14 protein-coding genes, 2 tRNA genes and 1 pseudogene are annotated in these 15,778 nt (G+C 65.6%); 8 read left to right on the top strand and 9 right to left on the bottom strand.

Annotation, left to right across the window (positions count from 1 at the left end):
* Window positions 1-3: 3 nt before the first annotated feature.
* Window positions 4-342 (bottom strand): multidrug efflux SMR transporter, encoded by a 339-nt coding sequence (locus tag DIE04_RS07295; RefSeq protein ID WP_044845070.1) that lies wholly within the window; start codon window positions 340-342, stop codon window positions 4-6.
* Window positions 343-345: 3 nt separating this feature from the next.
* Window positions 346-843 carry a heme-degrading domain-containing protein gene (locus tag DIE04_RS07290; protein ID WP_124522239.1) on the bottom strand — a complete coding sequence of 166 codons (498 nt, stop codon included), beginning with the start codon at window positions 841-843 and terminating at the stop codon, window positions 346-348.
* 216 nt (window positions 844-1,059) lie between these two features.
* Here DIE04_RS07290 and DIE04_RS07285 point away from each other — a divergent pair.
* The 7 genes from DIE04_RS07285 (at window position 1,060) to DIE04_RS07255 (ending at window position 6,419) form a co-directional block, all read left to right on the top strand.
* Window positions 1,060-1,136, top strand: a tRNA-Met gene (locus DIE04_RS07285).
* A 172-nt stretch (window positions 1,137-1,308) separates the two neighbouring features.
* Window positions 1,309-1,854, top strand: a complete 546-nt coding sequence (locus tag DIE04_RS07280; RefSeq protein WP_040144100.1) for an NUDIX hydrolase — start codon at window positions 1,309-1,311, stop codon at window positions 1,852-1,854.
* A gap of 11 nt (window positions 1,855-1,865) precedes the next feature.
* Window positions 1,866-2,630: a leucyl/phenylalanyl-tRNA--protein transferase gene (gene aat, locus DIE04_RS07275; protein ID WP_124485690.1), complete on the top strand. Its 765-nt coding sequence runs from the start codon at window positions 1,866-1,868 to the stop codon at window positions 2,628-2,630.
* A 33-nt stretch (window positions 2,631-2,663) separates the two neighbouring features.
* Window positions 2,664-3,494 carry an arginyltransferase gene (locus tag DIE04_RS07270; protein ID WP_124522241.1) on the top strand — a complete coding sequence of 277 codons (831 nt, stop codon included), beginning with the start codon at window positions 2,664-2,666 and terminating at the stop codon, window positions 3,492-3,494.
* Between the two features lie 178 nt (window positions 3,495-3,672).
* Window positions 3,673-4,710, top strand: coding sequence for a quinone-dependent dihydroorotate dehydrogenase (locus tag DIE04_RS07265; RefSeq protein WP_124485691.1), 1,038 nt, complete (start codon window positions 3,673-3,675; stop codon window positions 4,708-4,710).
* A gap of 102 nt (window positions 4,711-4,812) precedes the next feature.
* Entirely contained in the window at window positions 4,813-5,604 is a 792-nt protein-coding gene (locus DIE04_RS07260) for a cystine ABC transporter substrate-binding protein (RefSeq protein ID WP_124485692.1), read from the top strand.
* A 122-nt stretch (window positions 5,605-5,726) separates the two neighbouring features.
* Window positions 5,727-6,419, top strand: coding sequence for an amino acid ABC transporter permease (locus DIE04_RS07255; protein WP_044845076.1), 693 nt, complete (start codon window positions 5,727-5,729; stop codon window positions 6,417-6,419).
* Between the two features lie 55 nt (window positions 6,420-6,474).
* On the opposite strand, the gene DIE04_RS07250 is transcribed toward DIE04_RS07255, so the two are convergent.
* The 6 genes from DIE04_RS07250 to rnr form a co-directional block, all read right to left on the bottom strand.
* Window positions 6,475-7,461, bottom strand: a complete 987-nt coding sequence (locus DIE04_RS07250) for a Gfo/Idh/MocA family protein (RefSeq protein WP_124485693.1) — start codon at window positions 7,459-7,461, stop codon at window positions 6,475-6,477.
* Between the two features lie 101 nt (window positions 7,462-7,562).
* Window positions 7,563-8,279 carry a FadR/GntR family transcriptional regulator gene (locus DIE04_RS07245; protein WP_044845078.1) on the bottom strand — a complete coding sequence of 239 codons (717 nt, stop codon included), beginning with the start codon at window positions 8,277-8,279 and terminating at the stop codon, window positions 7,563-7,565.
* Window positions 8,280-8,563: 284 nt separating this feature from the next.
* Complete coding sequence (gene rpiA / locus DIE04_RS07240) at window positions 8,564-9,256, bottom strand: ribose-5-phosphate isomerase RpiA (protein ID WP_044845079.1); 693 nt, start codon at window positions 9,254-9,256, stop codon at window positions 8,564-8,566.
* A gap of 115 nt (window positions 9,257-9,371) precedes the next feature.
* Window positions 9,372-10,244, bottom strand: coding sequence for an N-acetylmuramoyl-L-alanine amidase (locus DIE04_RS07235; protein WP_124572971.1), 873 nt, complete (start codon window positions 10,242-10,244; stop codon window positions 9,372-9,374).
* 104 nt (window positions 10,245-10,348) lie between these two features.
* Window positions 10,349-11,092, bottom strand: coding sequence for a 23S rRNA (guanosine(2251)-2'-O)-methyltransferase RlmB (gene rlmB / locus DIE04_RS07230; protein ID WP_044845081.1), 744 nt, complete (start codon window positions 11,090-11,092; stop codon window positions 10,349-10,351).
* 151 nt (window positions 11,093-11,243) lie between these two features.
* The gene (gene rnr, locus DIE04_RS07225) at window positions 11,244-13,718 is read right to left on the bottom strand and encodes a ribonuclease R (RefSeq protein WP_124572969.1); all 2,475 of its coding nucleotides are present in this window, start codon (window positions 13,716-13,718) and stop codon (window positions 11,244-11,246) included.
* Window positions 13,719-13,967: 249 nt separating this feature from the next.
* Between rnr and DIE04_RS07220 the strand changes: the two genes are divergently transcribed.
* Window positions 13,968-14,054 (top strand) — tRNA-Leu (locus DIE04_RS07220).
* Between the two features lie 143 nt (window positions 14,055-14,197).
* Here the strand turns inward: DIE04_RS07220 and qatA are convergent.
* Window positions 14,198-15,619 (bottom strand): annotated as a pseudogene (qatA, locus tag DIE04_RS30355) (Qat anti-phage system ATPase QatA); the annotation flags it as partial.
* Between the last annotated feature and the right edge of the window lie 159 nt (window positions 15,620-15,778).

Raw genomic sequence — 15,778 nt, 5'->3', positions numbered from 1 at the left:
CGCTCAGTGCGCCTGCATCTTCGAGAACAGGTTCAGCACCACGACGCCCGAGACGATCAGCCCGAGGCCGATCACGGCCGGCAGGTCCGGCACCTGGCGATAGAGCAGCATCGCGACGAGCGTGATCAGCACGATGCCGGCCCCCGACCACACCGCATAGATGATGCCGACGGGCATCGTGCGCAGCGTGAGCGACAGACAGTAGAACGCGATGCCGTAACCGGCCACGACGAGCGCCGACGGCCAGAAGCGCGTGAAGCCGTCCGCCGCGCGCAGCGCGGACGTGCCGACCACTTCCGCGACGATCGCGATCGCGAGCCATGCGTAACCCGGAATCTGCATCGCTCAGCTCCTTGCAAGTGCCAGCACGGCATAGTCCTGCCCGAGCTCGGCGCACAGGGCTTCGACGACGAACTCGTGATCCGCGCGCTGCGGCAGCCCCGATGCGGTGATCGAGCCGATCACGCCGGCCCCCGCGACGGTCAGCGGAAACGCGCCGCCGTGCGGCGAATAGTCGGAGATCGGCAGCCCGTGCTTGTCGGCGAGCGTGGCGCCGGCCTGCTGCATGCGCAGGCCGACCGCATACGAACTGCGGCGGAAGTGCGCGACGACGTTGCGCTTGCGGCGTACCCAGTCGGCGTTGTCGGGCGTCGCGCCGGCGAGCGCCGCATAGAACAGCGGCTGGCCGAACGTGACTATGTCGATCGCGATCGCATGGCCGCGCGACGTCGCGAGCGCATGCATCCGGTTGCCGAGCGCCCAGGCACGAGCCGGGTCGAAATGGGGAAACACGAGCGCCTGTTCCTGCGCGCCGATCGATTGCAGATCGTGAGCGATGTCCATGAATCCGTCGATGCTGTAGTGAGTGTTGCAACGGCACCGACGCGATCGCGCGCGACTCTCCGCTGCAGGCGTGAACGACACAAGCAAACCGCTCGATTCTAGCGCACGCGCCTGCCGTACCGGCCCTGCCGGCGTCCCGCCGGCGACTGAAACGCGATTGTCAGAAAGTGCTTGCAAGCATTCGGGTTAGCCCATATAATTCATTTCTTCGACGGACGCGGGGTGGAGCAGTCTGGCAGCTCGTCGGGCTCATAACCCGAAGGTCGTAGGTTCAAATCCTACCCCCGCAACCAACGTCCCGATTCATGCAAAAAGCCCGGCTCCACGCCGGGCTTTTTGTTTTCCGGCGCGCGATTGCGCGCCTCGCACGTTGCGCTTCGCGCCGCACGCCGCGCACATGCGCTCGCGTTCGAGAATGCCCCGCCCCGGTGATACACTCGCATCACCTCGTCCCTTCCACTCGACATGAAATTCTGCTCCGTCTGCGGTCACGAAGTCATCGCGCGCATTCCTCCGGGCGACAACCGCGAGCGCTTCATTTGCGATCACTGCGGCACGATCCATTACCAGAATCCGCGCAACGTGGTCGGCACGGTGCCGGTCTGGGGCGATCAGGTGCTGCTGTGCCGCCGTGCGATCGAACCGCGCTACGGTTTCTGGACGCTGCCGGCAGGCTTCATGGAAATGGGCGAGACGACGGCCGAGGCCGCCGCGCGCGAAACGCTCGAGGAAGCCGGCGCACGCGTCGAGGTTCAGAACCTGTTCACGCTGCTCAACGTGCCGCACGTGCACCAGGTCCATCTGTTCTATCTGGCGCGGCTCGTCGATCCGGCTTACGAGGCCGGCGAGGAAAGCCTCGAAGTCAAGCTGTTCGACGAAGCCGACATTCCGTGGGACGAGATCGCGTTCCCGACCGTCAGCCAGACGCTGCGTTTCTTCTTCGCCGATCGCGCCGCCGGCGACTACGGCGTCCATACCGGCGATATCTTCCGCTCGCTGCGCAACGGCTGAGCCCGCGCCCCATGGTCCCCTGGCTCGGCCCGGACGATCCATTCCCGCCCGTCGAACGCGCGCTCGGCTCCGCGACCGGCGCGCCGGGGCTGCTCGCCGCGAGCGCCGACCTGCTGCCGTCCCGCCTGATCGAGGCCTACCTGCGCGGCATCTTCCCGTGGTATTCGGACGGCCAGCCCGTGCTGTGGTGGAGCCCCGACCCGCGGATGATCCTCGCGCCGGCCGAATTCAAGGTGTCCCCGTCGCTGCGCAAGACGCTCAAGCGCGTGCTGCGCGACTCCGCGTGGGAAGTGCGCGTCGACCATGACTTTCCGGGCGTGATGCGCGCGTGCGCGCAAGCGCCGCGCCGCGGGCAGCGCGGTACCTGGATCACGGCCGAGATCATCGACGCGTATTCGTCGCTCTACCGTTCCGGCAACGCGCACAGCATCGAGGCGTGGCACGACGGGCGACGCGTGGGCGGCCTCTACGGCGTCGCGTTCGGGCGGATGTTTTTCGGCGAATCGATGTATGCGGATGTCACCGATGCGTCGAAGATCGCGCTGGCGACACTCGTCGCCCACCTTCGCGAGCAGGGGCTGGAGATGATAGACTGCCAGCAGAATACGTCGCATCTAGCGTCGCTCGGTGGCCGCGAGATCGCACGCAAGGCCTTTGTCGCTCACGTGCGCCGCGCGGTAGCCGAACCGCCGATTCCGTGGCAGTTCGACAAGCGTGTGCTCGCCATGCTGACGAGCCCTGCCGAACCGGCCGCCCCCTCCGGGATCGAGCGCTAGCGCGGCACTCCCTCCCTGCATCGAGAGCTGCCCATGACTCACCCGACTGAGCTGCCGCTTTCACCGCTTTCGGCGCTGCAATTCTATGCAACGGCGCCCTATCCGTGCAGCTATCTGGACGGCCGCGTCGCGCGCTCGCAAGTCGCGACGCCGAGCCACCTGATCAATTCCGACATCTATACCGAGCTCGTGAAGGCCGGCTTCCGGCGCTCGGGCGTGTTCACCTATCGCCCGTACTGCGACGGCTGCCGTGCCTGCGTGCCGGTGCGCGTGCCGGTCGGCGCGTTCACGCCGTCGCGCACCCAGCGCCGGATGTGGAAGCGGCACCGCGCGCTCGTCGCGACGGTCTCGCCGCTGCACTACGACGAGGAGCACTACGCGCTCTACATGCGCTACCAGTCGGCGCGCCACGCGGGCGGCGGCATGGATCGCGACAGCCGCGACCAGTACGAGCAGTTCCTGCTGCAGAGCCGGATCAATTCGCGCCTCGTCGAATTCCGCGACCTCGACGCGCCGGGCGGCGAGCCCGGCAAGCTGCGCATGGTCAGCATGATCGACATCCTCGGCGACGGACTGTCGTCGGTCTATACGTTCTTCGAGCCGGACGAGCAGCATACGAGCTACGGCACGTACAACATCCTGTGGCAGATCGAGCAGGCGAAGAGCCTCGGCCTGCCGTACGTGTATCTCGGCTACTGGATCCGCGAGAGCCCGAAGATGGCCTACAAAGCCAATTTCCATCCGCTCGAAGGGTTGCTCGACGGCCGCTGGAAAATACTCGATCCGGATCGTGTCGACCTGCCGCCGGTCGACGCGGCACTTGCCCGCGCACCGCTGCCGGGCGGACATTCCGGGTCGGGCTGACGGGCCATCCCGCGGCGCGGCGGCGCGCCTGCAACGGGCACCCTGCGGCCCTTGCACGCGTTGCCGCGCGGCACAAGCGGTGCCACCGGCCGCGCATGCGAAGCGAAGCCCGCCCTTGCCGCGCAACTCCCGGTAAAATAGCGGGTTGTCATTCATTCCGGCCGTCCGCCCAATTCCCGTGTTCAGTTCCCTCTATCCGCTGGCCCGCGCATCCCTGTTCAAGATGGATGCGGAAGACGCTCACCACCTCACGCTGCGCGCGCTCGGCGCGGCCGGCCGCACGGGCCTCGCCTGCGCGCTGTCGGCCCGCGTGCCCGATGCGCCGCGCACCGTGATGGGACTCACGTTCCGCAACCCGGTCGGCCTCGCCGCCGGCCTCGACAAGGACGGCGCGGCCATCGACGGCCTCGCGGCGCTCGGCTTCGGCTTCATCGAGGTCGGCACGGTCACGCCGCGCCCGCAGCCGGGCAATCCGCGCCCGCGGATGTTCCGCCTGCCGCAGGCGGAAGCGCTGATCAACCGGATGGGCTTCAACAACCACGGCGTCGATCAGTTCGTGAAGAACGTCCAGGCGGCCCGCTATCGCGGCATCCTCGGCCTGAACATCGGCAAGAACGCCGACACGCCGATCGAACGCGCCGCGGAAGACTATCTCTACTGCCTCGAGCGCGTGTATCCGTTCGCAAGCTACGTGACGATCAACATTTCGTCGCCGAACACGAAGAACCTGCGCCAGCTGCAGGGCGCGGGCGAACTCGACGCGCTGCTCGCGGCGCTGAAGGACAAGCAGCAACGCCTCGCCGACCTGCACGGCAAGCTCGTGCCGCTCGCGCTGAAGATCGCGCCCGATCTCGACGACGAACAGGTCAAGGAAATCGCCGACACGCTGCTGCGCCACAAGATCGAGGCGGTCATCGCCACCAACACGACGCTGTCGCGTGCGGCCGTGCAGGGCCTGCCGCACGCCGACGAAGCCGGCGGCCTGTCGGGCCGTCCGGTGTTCGATGCGTCCAACGAAGTGATCCGCAAACTGCATGCCGAAGTCGGCAGCGCGGTGCCGATCATCGGCGTCGGCGGCATCTTCTCGGGCGAGGACGCGCGCGCGAAGCTCGCGGCCGGCGCGTCGCTCGTCCAGCTGTACACGGGCTTCATCTATCGCGGCCCCGCGCTCGTCGCCGAGTGCGTGAAGGCGATCGCGCGTGACCGCGCCGTGTAATATAGCCATAAACAAACGATATTTAATGGTCGATTGTATTTTTGCTATGATCGACCCCACAGTCAGAATCAAGCGCCCCGCTGGGGCAAGGAAGCTCACACGATGAAAATTTCGCTGCTGAAGAAGCTGCTGGTCGCCGGCCTGATCGGCACGTCGTTCGCCGCCGCCGCGCAGGCGGCCGACCTCCTCGACCAGGTGAAACAACGCGGCACGCTGCGCGTCGGCCTCGAAGGCACGTTCCCGCCGTTCAACTCGAAGAACCCGCAAGGCGAACTCGTCGGCTTCGACGTCGACATCGCGAATGCCGTCGCCGCGAAGCTCGGCGTGAAGGCCGAGTTCGTCACGACCGAATGGAGCGGCATCATCGCGGGCCTGCAGGCCGGCAAGTTCGACGTGATCGCCAACCAGGTCGGCATCACCGACAAGCGCAAGGAAACGCTCGACTTCTCGCCCGCGTACACGTATTCGTCCGCCCAGTTGATCCAGCGCAAGGACGACACGCGCCAGTTCAAGTCGCTCGACGACCTGAAGGGCAAGAAGCTCGGCGTCGCGCTCGGCACGAACTATATGGACATGGCGAAGTCGGTGCCCGGCATCGACGTGAAGACCTACCCGGGCGCGCCCGAGTACCTGCGCGACCTCGCGGCCGGCCGTCTCGATGCAGCGCTCAACGACCGCCTGATGCTCGCGTACCTGACGAAGAACTCGCAACTGCCGCTGCGCCCGGGCGCGAACGTCGGCTCGGCGAATCCGTCGGGGATCCCGTTCAAGAAGGGCAACCCGAAGTTCCAGAAGGCGATCGACGACGCGATGGCGCAACTCGAGGCCGACGGCACGTTCACAAAGATCTCGGACAAGTGGTTCGGCATCGACGTGACGAAGCCGGTCAAGTAAGCACGCCTCTGCTTCCCGCCTGACGGCGGGCCGGAAAGGGCGGCATCCGAAGCGATGCCGCCCTTTGTTTTATCGGTCCGGTTTATGATTGCGCTTTCGCGCACGCATTCGATTCGTATTCCATGTCGACAACGTCCCTGCTCGTCCAATCGCTGCCGGTGCTCGCCCAGGGTGCCGTACTGACCGTCAAGTTCGCCGTGCTGTCGATGGTGTTCGGCCTGCTCGGCGCCGTCGTGCTCGCGATGATGGGCATCCGGCAAAGCGAACCGCTCGACGGCTTCGAACGCATCTGGGTCAACGCGCTCGCGGGGCTCGCACGCGCCTACGTGAGCCTGATGCGCGGCACGCCGCTGCTCGTGCAGATCTTCGTCATCTATTACGGACTGCCGAGCCTCGGCATCTCGCTCGACCCGACACCGGCCGGCGTGATCGCGCTCTCCGCGAATGTCGCCGCTTACATGTCCGAAAGCATGCGCGGTGCGATCAACGGAATCGCGCGCGGCCAATGGCTGGCCGCCTACAGCCTCGGGCTGTCGTGGGGGCAGACGCTGCGCTACGTGATCGGCCCGCAGGCGCTGCGCATCGCGGTGCCGAGCCTGTCGAACAGCCTGATCAGCCTGATCAAGGACACGTCGCTCGTGTCCGTCATCACCGTGACCGAACTGCTGCGCAGCGCGCAGGAAGTGATCGCGGCGACCTACCAGCCGTTGCCGCTGTACCTGGCCGCCGCCGCGATCTACTGGGTGCTGTGCCAGATCCTCGAATGGGTCCAGCGCTGGTACGAAAAGCGCCTGTCGCTGCCCGCGCGGCACTGAGCATGTCGCCTCTCGCGCCGGGCCGCGGATGCGCGCCCGGCCCCCGCCTTCCCGCCTACTCGCCCGAATAGCGCACGCCGAGCGCCGCGCGTGCGGCATCGGTCATCGCGATCATGCGCCGCGAATGGTCGTGCGTCATGATCGGGCTCTCGAGTTCGCCCGCGCGCAGCAGGTCGCAGAAATGCGCGGTCTCGTAGTTCAGGCCGCCGCCGTCGACCGGCGCGTCGAGTTCGACCGTGCGCCCGTCCGCATAGCGGATCGTCGCCCGCGCGGGGTTCCACCACTTTTCGTGAATCGTCACGTGCCCGCCTGCTGCAGCGATCAGCGCATCGCCGCGTCCCATCACGTCGAGCCCGCAAAAGAGCTGCGCAATGCCGCCGTTCGCGTGACGGCTGTTCAGGCTCGCGAACACGTCGACACCCGTCGCGCCGATGCGGCCGAGCGTCTGCACGTCGACTGCCGCGCCGAGCCAGTCGACCGCGAGAAACGCTTCGTAGATCCCGATGTCGAGCAGCGCGCCGCCGGCGCGGTCGAGCCGATAGACGGAATGATCGTCCGGCACCGACGACGACGCGCAGCCCGCGCGCACGAGCCTGATCTCGCCGATCGGATCGTCATGCAGATGCGCGCGCAACCGACGATACAACGGAAAGAACGGCGGCTTCATCGCTTCCATGAAGAGCCGGCCGGCCGTGCGTGCCGCATCCAGCACGGCATCGAGCTGCGTCGCGTTCAGCGTCGCGGGTTTTTCGCACAGCACGGCCTTGCCGGCGGCGAGCGCCGCTTGCGCGTAGTGCGCGTGACTGTCGTGGAGGGTCGCGATATAGATCGCGTCGATGTCGCTCGCGAGGAGCGCGTCGAGGCTGGCGGCAGGCTTGCCGCCGCAGCTGTCGCAGAAAGCGGTTGCCGCATCGGCGCGGCGGGCCCACACGCCGGCGAGCGTGGCACCCGGCACGTGCGCGAGGCTTTGCGCGAAACGGCGTGCGATGCTGCCTGCGCCGACGATGCCGAAGCGCACCGGGCGGTTGTCGAATTCGTTCATCCGGATCTTCCGTGTCGGTCGTATGACGGTGGCCGGCACGCTGCCGGCCGGCCGTCATGATAAACGGCTCGCCGGCACAGGGATAAGCGACCCGCGCCGATTCAGGCGCGCACGGGCACGTCGACGGAGAAATCGCGCGAGATCTCGTCGGCGCTGAAATCGATCAGGGCAAGCGACGCCGCCTCGGCTTCGCGCGGATCGCGGCGTTCGATCGCATCGACGACGCGCGCATGCGCCTTCACCGCGATGTCGTGCGCACCGTCCTTCTGCGCGACGCGCGGATTCACGAGCCGCACAGCGCCGCGCACGATCGCCGCCATCTGCTGGAAAAACTGGTTGCCGCTCGCCTGGACGATTCGCGTGTGCAGCAGCTCGTCCGCCGTGTCATAACCGGGGTCGCCCGGTTGCAACACCTTGAACGCTTCGAACGCCTCGCGGATGCCCGCGATGTCGGCCGCCGTCGCACGGACCGCCGCCTGTGCGGTCGCGCGCGGTTCGATCAGCATCCGGAATTCGATGACGTCGCGCATGAACTGCGGATCCGGCTTCGCACGAAACCGCCAGCTCACCACGTCTTCATCGATCATGCGCCAGTCGCGCATCGGCCGAACGCGCGTACCGACTTTCGGACGCACGTCGAGCATGTCGCGCGCGAGCAACATCGACAATGCTTCGCGCATCACCGTGCGACTCACGTCGAACTCTTTCGACAGCACATCCTGCGGCGGCAGAATGCCGCCGTACTTGTCCTCGACGATACCTGCGACAAGCCCATCCATCACTTTGGCGACCAGTGACCGGTCTTTGCCCTGCTCCATGACACCTCCCCGTGCGTCGATTTGCGAACACCTGCTCCGCAGTTCCGCCGGCCCTGGTTACGACTGTTCTTATGATCTATAAGTTGATGAGTTCGGGGATATTTCGCTATCTGGTAAACACCTGACAGGGTTATCCCTCTTTTTGATGCGGTTGATTTATAAGGCTTCAAAAAAAGCCCGGAAAGCGCGCTGCGCTTGCCGGGCCGGGCTTTCCACGAACTTTGAACATGCAATCCATTACGGCATCCGGATGCCATTACGGACTGCTTCTCATTCAGTTTCGATTAATCGGGATAAACGATCGTTTCAACGCCGTTTGCCGTGCCGAGCAGGCACAGATTCGCGCCGCGCGCGGCGAACAGGCCGACCGTCACGACGCCCGGCCATGCGTTGACCTGCGCCTCGAAACCGCGCGGATCGGTGATTTGCAGCCCCTTGACGTCGATGATCTCGTTGCCGTTGTCGGTGATGTACGGCGCGCCGTCCTTCGTCACGCGCAGCACCGGCACGCCGCCCAGCGCGGTCACGCGCCGGCCGATCGCCGTGCGTGCCATCGGCACGACCTCGATCGGCAGCGGAAATGCGCCGAGCACCGGCACGCGCTTGCTGCCGTCCGCGATGCAGACGAAGGTATCGGCCACCGACGCGACGATCTTTTCGCGCGTCAATGCGCCACCGCCGCCCTTGATCATTGCACCGCTTGCGTCGATCTCGTCGGCACCGTCGACGTACACCTGCAGCGATTCGACCTCGTTCAGGTCGAACACCTTGATGCCGTGCGATTTCAGGCGTTCGGTGGTCGCGATGGAGCTCGACACGGCGCCGCGATAGCGCGACTTGACGGCCGCGAGCGCGTCGATGAAGCAGTTGGCGGTCGAGCCGGTGCCGACGCCGATCACGGCGCCTTCCGGCACGTTCTGGATCACATAATCGGCGGCCGCCTGGCCGACCAGGCGTTTGAGTTCGTCTTGAGTCATGGGGGTGGGAATACAGCGGGATTGCGGAAAACCGCCAGTTTACCGGACTCGGGAGACGACCCGGGCATTTTCGGTGGGGTGCCGGCGCTGCGATCAGCGCCGGGCACGCCGGCGATCACGGCGCGCCGGTGGCGGATGCGTCGCCCGCCGGCGGCGTGGCGGAGAAATACTTGTCGAGCAGCGCCTGTGCGATCGCATCGGTTTCGGCGTCCGGATTGCCCGCATAGTCGACCGGCCGGAAATGCATCTGGAACGCCGCGAATACGCGTCGCGTGCGGGTGTCGAGCACGCCGTCGGCCGGCACGTCGTAGCCGTAGCGCGCGAGCTTCAGCTGCAGTTCGCGCACGTCGACGAGCGCGTGCGGATCGCGGCCGCCGAGCCGGGCGGCCACGGTCGCATCGTCCGGCCCCGCGCCGACACCGGCTTGCGCGAGCGCATGCCACGGGAACAGCGGCCCCGGATCGATCTTGCGTTGCGGCGCGATGTCGCTGTGCCCGACCACGCGCGTCGGCGGAATCCGGTAGCGCGCGACGACATCTTTCGACAGACGGATCAGCGCATCGACCTGTTCGGGCGGATACGGCTGCCACGTGCGGTTTTGCGGATCGAGCGGGCCGCGATTCACGTTCTCGATGCCGATCGACGCTGCGTTGAGCTCGGTCGTGCCCTGCCATTCGCTGATGCCCGCCTGCCATGCGCGTTCCGATTCGGGCACGAGCTGGTAGACCACCGGCATCCTGCGTTCGATGCGCGGTTGCGGCGGCACCACGTAGTGCGCGCTGACCGAATCGCCCGTCAGCGTGCGCAGCGATTTCGCTTCGTCGCTTTCGGTGTAATGCATCACGAGAAAGCGGATCCGCGAATCGGCGCCGCGTGCGTGCAAGCTCGTGTCGGCGTAGTAAGTGCCGCGCCCGACCAGTGACGGCGACGTGCAGGCGGCCAGCAGGCCGAGGATGGCGCACGATGCGCCGAGGCGAAACAGGGTCATGTTCGCGAGTTCCGGGAGGCGCGTGCCGCGCGCAGTCGCGGCACGCGTCGTGCGGGTCGTGACGGCCCGCGCAGCGCGCGAGACCGCGCGCGTCAGCCCGTGTATCAGCCCTTCACGCGCCGCTGCCGCACCGCTTCATACAGGCACACGCCGCTCGCGACCGACACGTTCAGGCTTTCCACGCTGCCGGCCATCGGGATGCTCATCACTTCGTCGCAGGTGTCGCGCGTGAGCCGGCGCATGCCTTCGCCTTCCGCACCCATCACGATGGCGACGGGACCGTCGAGCTTCGTGTCGTACAGCGTGCCCGACGCCTCGTCCGACGTACCGATGACCCACACGCCCGCGTCCTTCAGCTCGCGCAGCGCGCGGGCGAGGTTCGTGACCGTGATGTACGGCACCGTGTCGGCCGCGCCACTCGCGACCTTCGCCGCGGTCGCGTTCAGGCCGACCGCGCGGTCGCGCGGCGCGATCACCGCATGCGCGCCGGCCGAATCGGCGACACGCAGGCATGCGCCGAGGTTGTGCGGATCGGTGACGCCGTCGAGTACCAGCAGCAGCGCCGGGCCCTGGATGCCGTCGAGCAGCTCGGACAGGTTCTGTGCGAGCGGAACATCCTCGACGCGCGCCACGACGCCCTGGTGGCGCTCGGTATGCGCGAGGCCCCACAGGCGGGTTTCATCGGCCGCAATCAGCCGCACGCCCGCTTCCTTCGCGGCGTGCAGGAAGTCCTGCATGCGGCGGTCGCGGCGCGTCTGGTCGTACAGCACCTCCGCAACCGTCGACGCATCGTGCCGCAAACGTGCGGTCACCGCATGAAAACCGTAAAGAACCTTCAGACGAGACATGACTGGAACAACCTTCGATCAAACGTGCGGCCGCGCGACGTGCGCAGCCGCGATCCATGGAAAAGGAAAGCGCCGCGTTGCCGGCCGGTGACCGGTCAAGCGCGGCGTCTCTCGATACTGCAAGGGCGTGCGCGTGCGCCGCCCCGAACGCTCAATACTTCTTGCGGGCGTGCACCTTCTTCGCGGCCGTCTTCGCCGCCGCGCCGCCCTTCTTCTTCGCGGCACGCGCGGCGCGCGCCTCCTTCACCGCGACGGTCGGCGCGCTGGCCGCCTTCTTGCGGCGCGGCGCGGCGTCCTCCACCGGCGGCAACGCGCGCACGCGCGGGCCGCCGCGATCGTTACCGTTACCGTTACCGTTGCCGGCGACAGCCGGCGCCGGTGCCGGACGCGGCGCCTTCACCGGCGTGTCGCGCACGAGGCGGAAGTCGATCTTGCGCGCGTCGAGATCGACGCGGCTCACCTGCACGCGTACGCGATCCGACAGGCGATAACGGATGCCCGTGCGCTCGCCGCGCAGCTCGTTCTTGATCTCGTCGTACTGGAAGTAGTCCGAGCCGAGTTCCGTGACGTGCACGAGCCCCTCGATGAACAGCGTATCGAGCTGCACGAAGATGCCGAACGACGTGACGCCGTTCACCATCCCGCCGTACTCCTCGCCGAGCTTGTCGCGCATGAAGTAGCACTTGAGCCAGGCCTCGACGTCGCGCGACGCTTCGTCGGCACGGCGCTCGTTCGCCGAGCAGTGCAGGCCGAGTTCTTCCCAGATCGCCGTGTTCGAGCGCGAACGGCCGCGTGCTTCGTCGTCGGCCTGCTGCATCGCGCGGGCGCGCGGCGACAGCGCGGTGTTCAGCTCGAAGCCGTCCGGCGCCTTCGGCACGTACTTCTTGCCGGACAGGATCGCGTAGATCGCGCGGTGCGTGAGCAGGTCGGGATAGCGGCGGATCGGGCTCGTGAAGTGCGCGTACGCCTCGTATGCGAGACCGAAGTGACCGATGTTGTCCGGGCTGTAGACGGCCTGCTGCATCGAGCGCAGCAGCATCGGCTGCAGCATCTGCGCGTCGGGCCGGTCGCGGATCTGCGCCATCAGCGCCGCGTAGTCGCTCGCATGCGGCTTGTCGCCGCCGCCGAGCGAGAGGCCCATGCCGCGCAGGAACGCGCGCAGGTTCTCGAGCTTCTCCGGCGTCGGCCCCGCGTGCACGCGGTACAGGCCCGGGTGCTTGTGGCGCTTCAGGAAATCGGCCGCGCACACGTTCGCGGCCAGCATGCATTCCTCGATCAGCTTGTGCGCATCGTTGCGCTGACGCGGGACGATCTGCTCGATCTTGCCTTGCGAGTTGCAGACGATGTAGGTCTCGGTCGTGTCGAAGTCGATCGCGCCGCGCTTCTGGCGTGCGGCGAACAGCGCCTTGTAGACGCCGTACAGATCCTGCAGGTGCGGCAGCAGGTCCGCGCGGCGCGCGGCCTCCGGCCCCTTCGTGTTCGACAGCACGGCCGCGACTTCGGTGTACGTGAGGCGCACGGCCGAATGGATCACGGCCGGATAGAACTGGTACGCCTTGATCTCGCCGCGCGCGGTAATCACCATGTCGCATGCGAGCACGCAGCGATCGACCTGCGGGTTCAGCGAACAGAGGCCGTTCGACAGCTTCTCCGGCAGCATCGGGATCACGCGGCGCGGGAAGTAGACCGACGTACTGCGCTCGAGCGCGTCGGCATCGAGCCCGCTGCCCGGCTGCACGTAGTGCGACACGTCGGCGATCGCGACGATCAGGCGGAAGCCGTCGCCGCGGCCGACCTTGGTCGGCTCGCAGTAGACGGCATCGTCGAAGTCACGGGCATCCTCGCCGTCGATCGTCACGAGCGGCACGTCGCGCAGGTCGACGCGGAAGCGCAGGTCGGTCGGCCGGACCTTGTCCGGCAGCGCGGCGGCTTCGTCGAGCGCCGGCTGGCTGAATTCGTGCGGCACGCCGTACTTGCGAACGGCGATCTCGATTTCCATGCCCGGATCGTCGATGTCGCCGAGCACTTCGACGACGCGGCCGAGCGGTTGCGAATGACGGCTCGGGAAGTCGGTCAGTTCGACGACGACGACCTGCCCGACCTTCGCCTTCTTCACGTTCTGCGTGATCAGGATGTCGTGGCCGATGCGCTTGTCTTCGGGGGCGACGATCAGCGCGCCGTTCTCGTTGAGCAGGCGGCCGATCACGCGCTTGTTCGCGCGCTCGGTGACTTCGACGACGTGCCCTTCCGGCCGGCCGCGGCGATCGTAGCCGACGATCCGCGCGAGCACGCGGTCGTTGTGCATGACCTTCTGCATTTCGCCGTTCGGCAGGAACAGGTCGTCCTGGCCGTCGTCGCGGATCACGAACCCGTAGCCGTCGCGATGGCCCTGCACGCGGCCGGCAACGAAGTTCGACGGATGGGTGAGCTGGTAGTGGCCGCGCTTGTCGAGGCGGATCTGGCCGTCGCGTTCCATCGCGGCGACACGCCGGAAGAACCCCTCGCGCTCCTGACGCTTGATCGACAGCGCTTCGGCGATGTCGTTGGCTGCCAGCGGCGCGTCGCTCGTACGCAGCACGCCGAGAATTTCTTCACGGCTCGGAATGGGGTACGGATATTTGCTCAAGGGTTTGTCGATGATTGTTCTCGTTGCGTTGACTGATGGTGCACGGCATCAACATAGAAGTGTCCGTCAGACAGTTCTATAGTGACGGCGGCGGATCATTCTATCACCCGCCTGTGTCGCCAAATGACGCGAATGCCGCGTGCAGGCGCCGCGGCGACCGGTTTGCGGTGCATCGCAAAAAAGTGTTGACACGATTAATTGGGGCGCTATAATTTCGCTTCTTTGCAGCAAGCAGCTACTGCAAAACGTGCCCAGGTGGCGGAATTGGTAGACGCACTAGGTTCAGGTCCTAGCGGTGGCAACATCGTGGAGGTTCGAGTCCTCTCCTGGGCACCACTTACACTTCCAGAGACTTCCAACAAAGTCTTCTGATCCTCGGAAAAGCCCGCCACTGCGGGCTTTTTTGTCTTCTGACGTCTTTTGAGTTCCACCCTAAGCCACCTGCAAACGAGTACATTTTTGAGTACATTGAAAGTTCGATGTAAGGAGATGTACTCAGATGGCACTGACAGCCCTACAGATCCTAGGCGGCCAAGCCGAGAGTCCTCATCGCTATCCGCTTTCTCCGCCTCTGCCGCCGCGCGCACTCGCGCCTCGAATTGGACAAGTGCCTCGGGCTTTCCATCTGGATGCGCGGCAGTCAGACGAGCGATCTGCTCGTAGAAGTCGGGATAGAAGCGCTCGGCGAGCATGATCTTCGCCAAGATCGGCCGCTGAATCTCGCTGCCAAACCCTCGCTCGTCGGCGATGGCATGACGGAGCATCAGGGAGTTCAGAAAGCGCTTGATCTGCCGCGGATTGCCACGCGTACCCTCGCTGAGGATCTTGGTCACATGCGCACTGATCACCAACGCCTGGTCAACTTCAGGCGGTACCGAGCCCTGCATGGCATCCTCGACCGTCTTCCTATCCAGACCACGGCTCTTCCACGGCCGCCGCATATCCTCGCGAGCCGCCTTCAACAACGCCTGGAAGGGCTCGCTCTCCGCTCCCAGTGCATTCTCGGCCAGTAGCAACGTCACGTACACGCGCGTTTCGGCTACACCCAGCGCGGGAATGCGAAACGGAACCTGGATCAGCTTCTCCAGATAGTTGCGGGCGTAGGTTACCGGCCCCACGCTTTGAGGTAGATCGGGGAAGTGCTCGCGCACCGCGTACTCGATCATCATCTCGTCTGCGCCGACGACGAACGCTGTCCGCTCGACGAAGAGGAACAGCCGGATGGCTTCCAACGTGGCTATCGCCGTCTTCGGCAGGCAGCGGTCAAGATCGTCCACAATGACCACCAGCTTGTCGATGTCGGCGGCATCGAGCAATTCCTTGAACTCGTTGCGGAATGCGTGAATATGTTCGGGCAGGTGGTCCGAGACAGACTCCGCATCCTTGAGAAAATCACCCGCTCCTTTCGCGAAGCTCTTGATATCCTCGGAAGAAACATGCTCCTGCGGCTTGCTCAGGAAGCCAGCAGCCAAGTCATAGACCCCCTTGAGTTGATCCAGCGTGGGGATCCCTGTAAAAGCCGTCAGAGCGAATCCGCCGGTTTTTCGGGCAAGCTTGAGCCAGTCAACGCGCTTGAGAACCTTCTTCGCCGCATCGGCTACCTTCGTACTCGTGGGTCTTGCTCGGCGCAACTCGTCAACGATCGTCTCTATAACGACCGTCTTGGCGTCTTCGAATCCTTCGAAAGTCCAGCCATTAAACCAGAGGCACAACGTGCGTTGGTCGTCCTTGAACGAGGCCTCCAACATCTTCAGCACACTGGATTTTCCAGCCCCCCAATCTCCATGCACCGCGATGGTGATCGGCGCTTTCGAGGTTCTCCCGATTAACTTTACAACCGTCTTGGCGATCGCTTCGTAATACAGCAGATCGGTCGCCGTTTCTTGATCATTCAAAAACATGCGGTTCCCTCCTAAGCCGGCATGCACTGCTACCATTCTTCGCCAGTCGAATATCTGACTCAACAACGACGCCCGGCAAAGCCATCCACCCGATTGCTATAAGAATGGGCGGGATCAATTCCTGCACTTATTTCTGCTGCCCCGCATCTCATCGATCAT

It is taken from the genome of Burkholderia sp. Bp8994, assembly GCF_003853805.1.
Lineage (GTDB): Bacteria > Pseudomonadota > Gammaproteobacteria > Burkholderiales > Burkholderiaceae > Burkholderia.
This window is presented reverse-complemented; position numbering and strand designations above follow the sequence as displayed.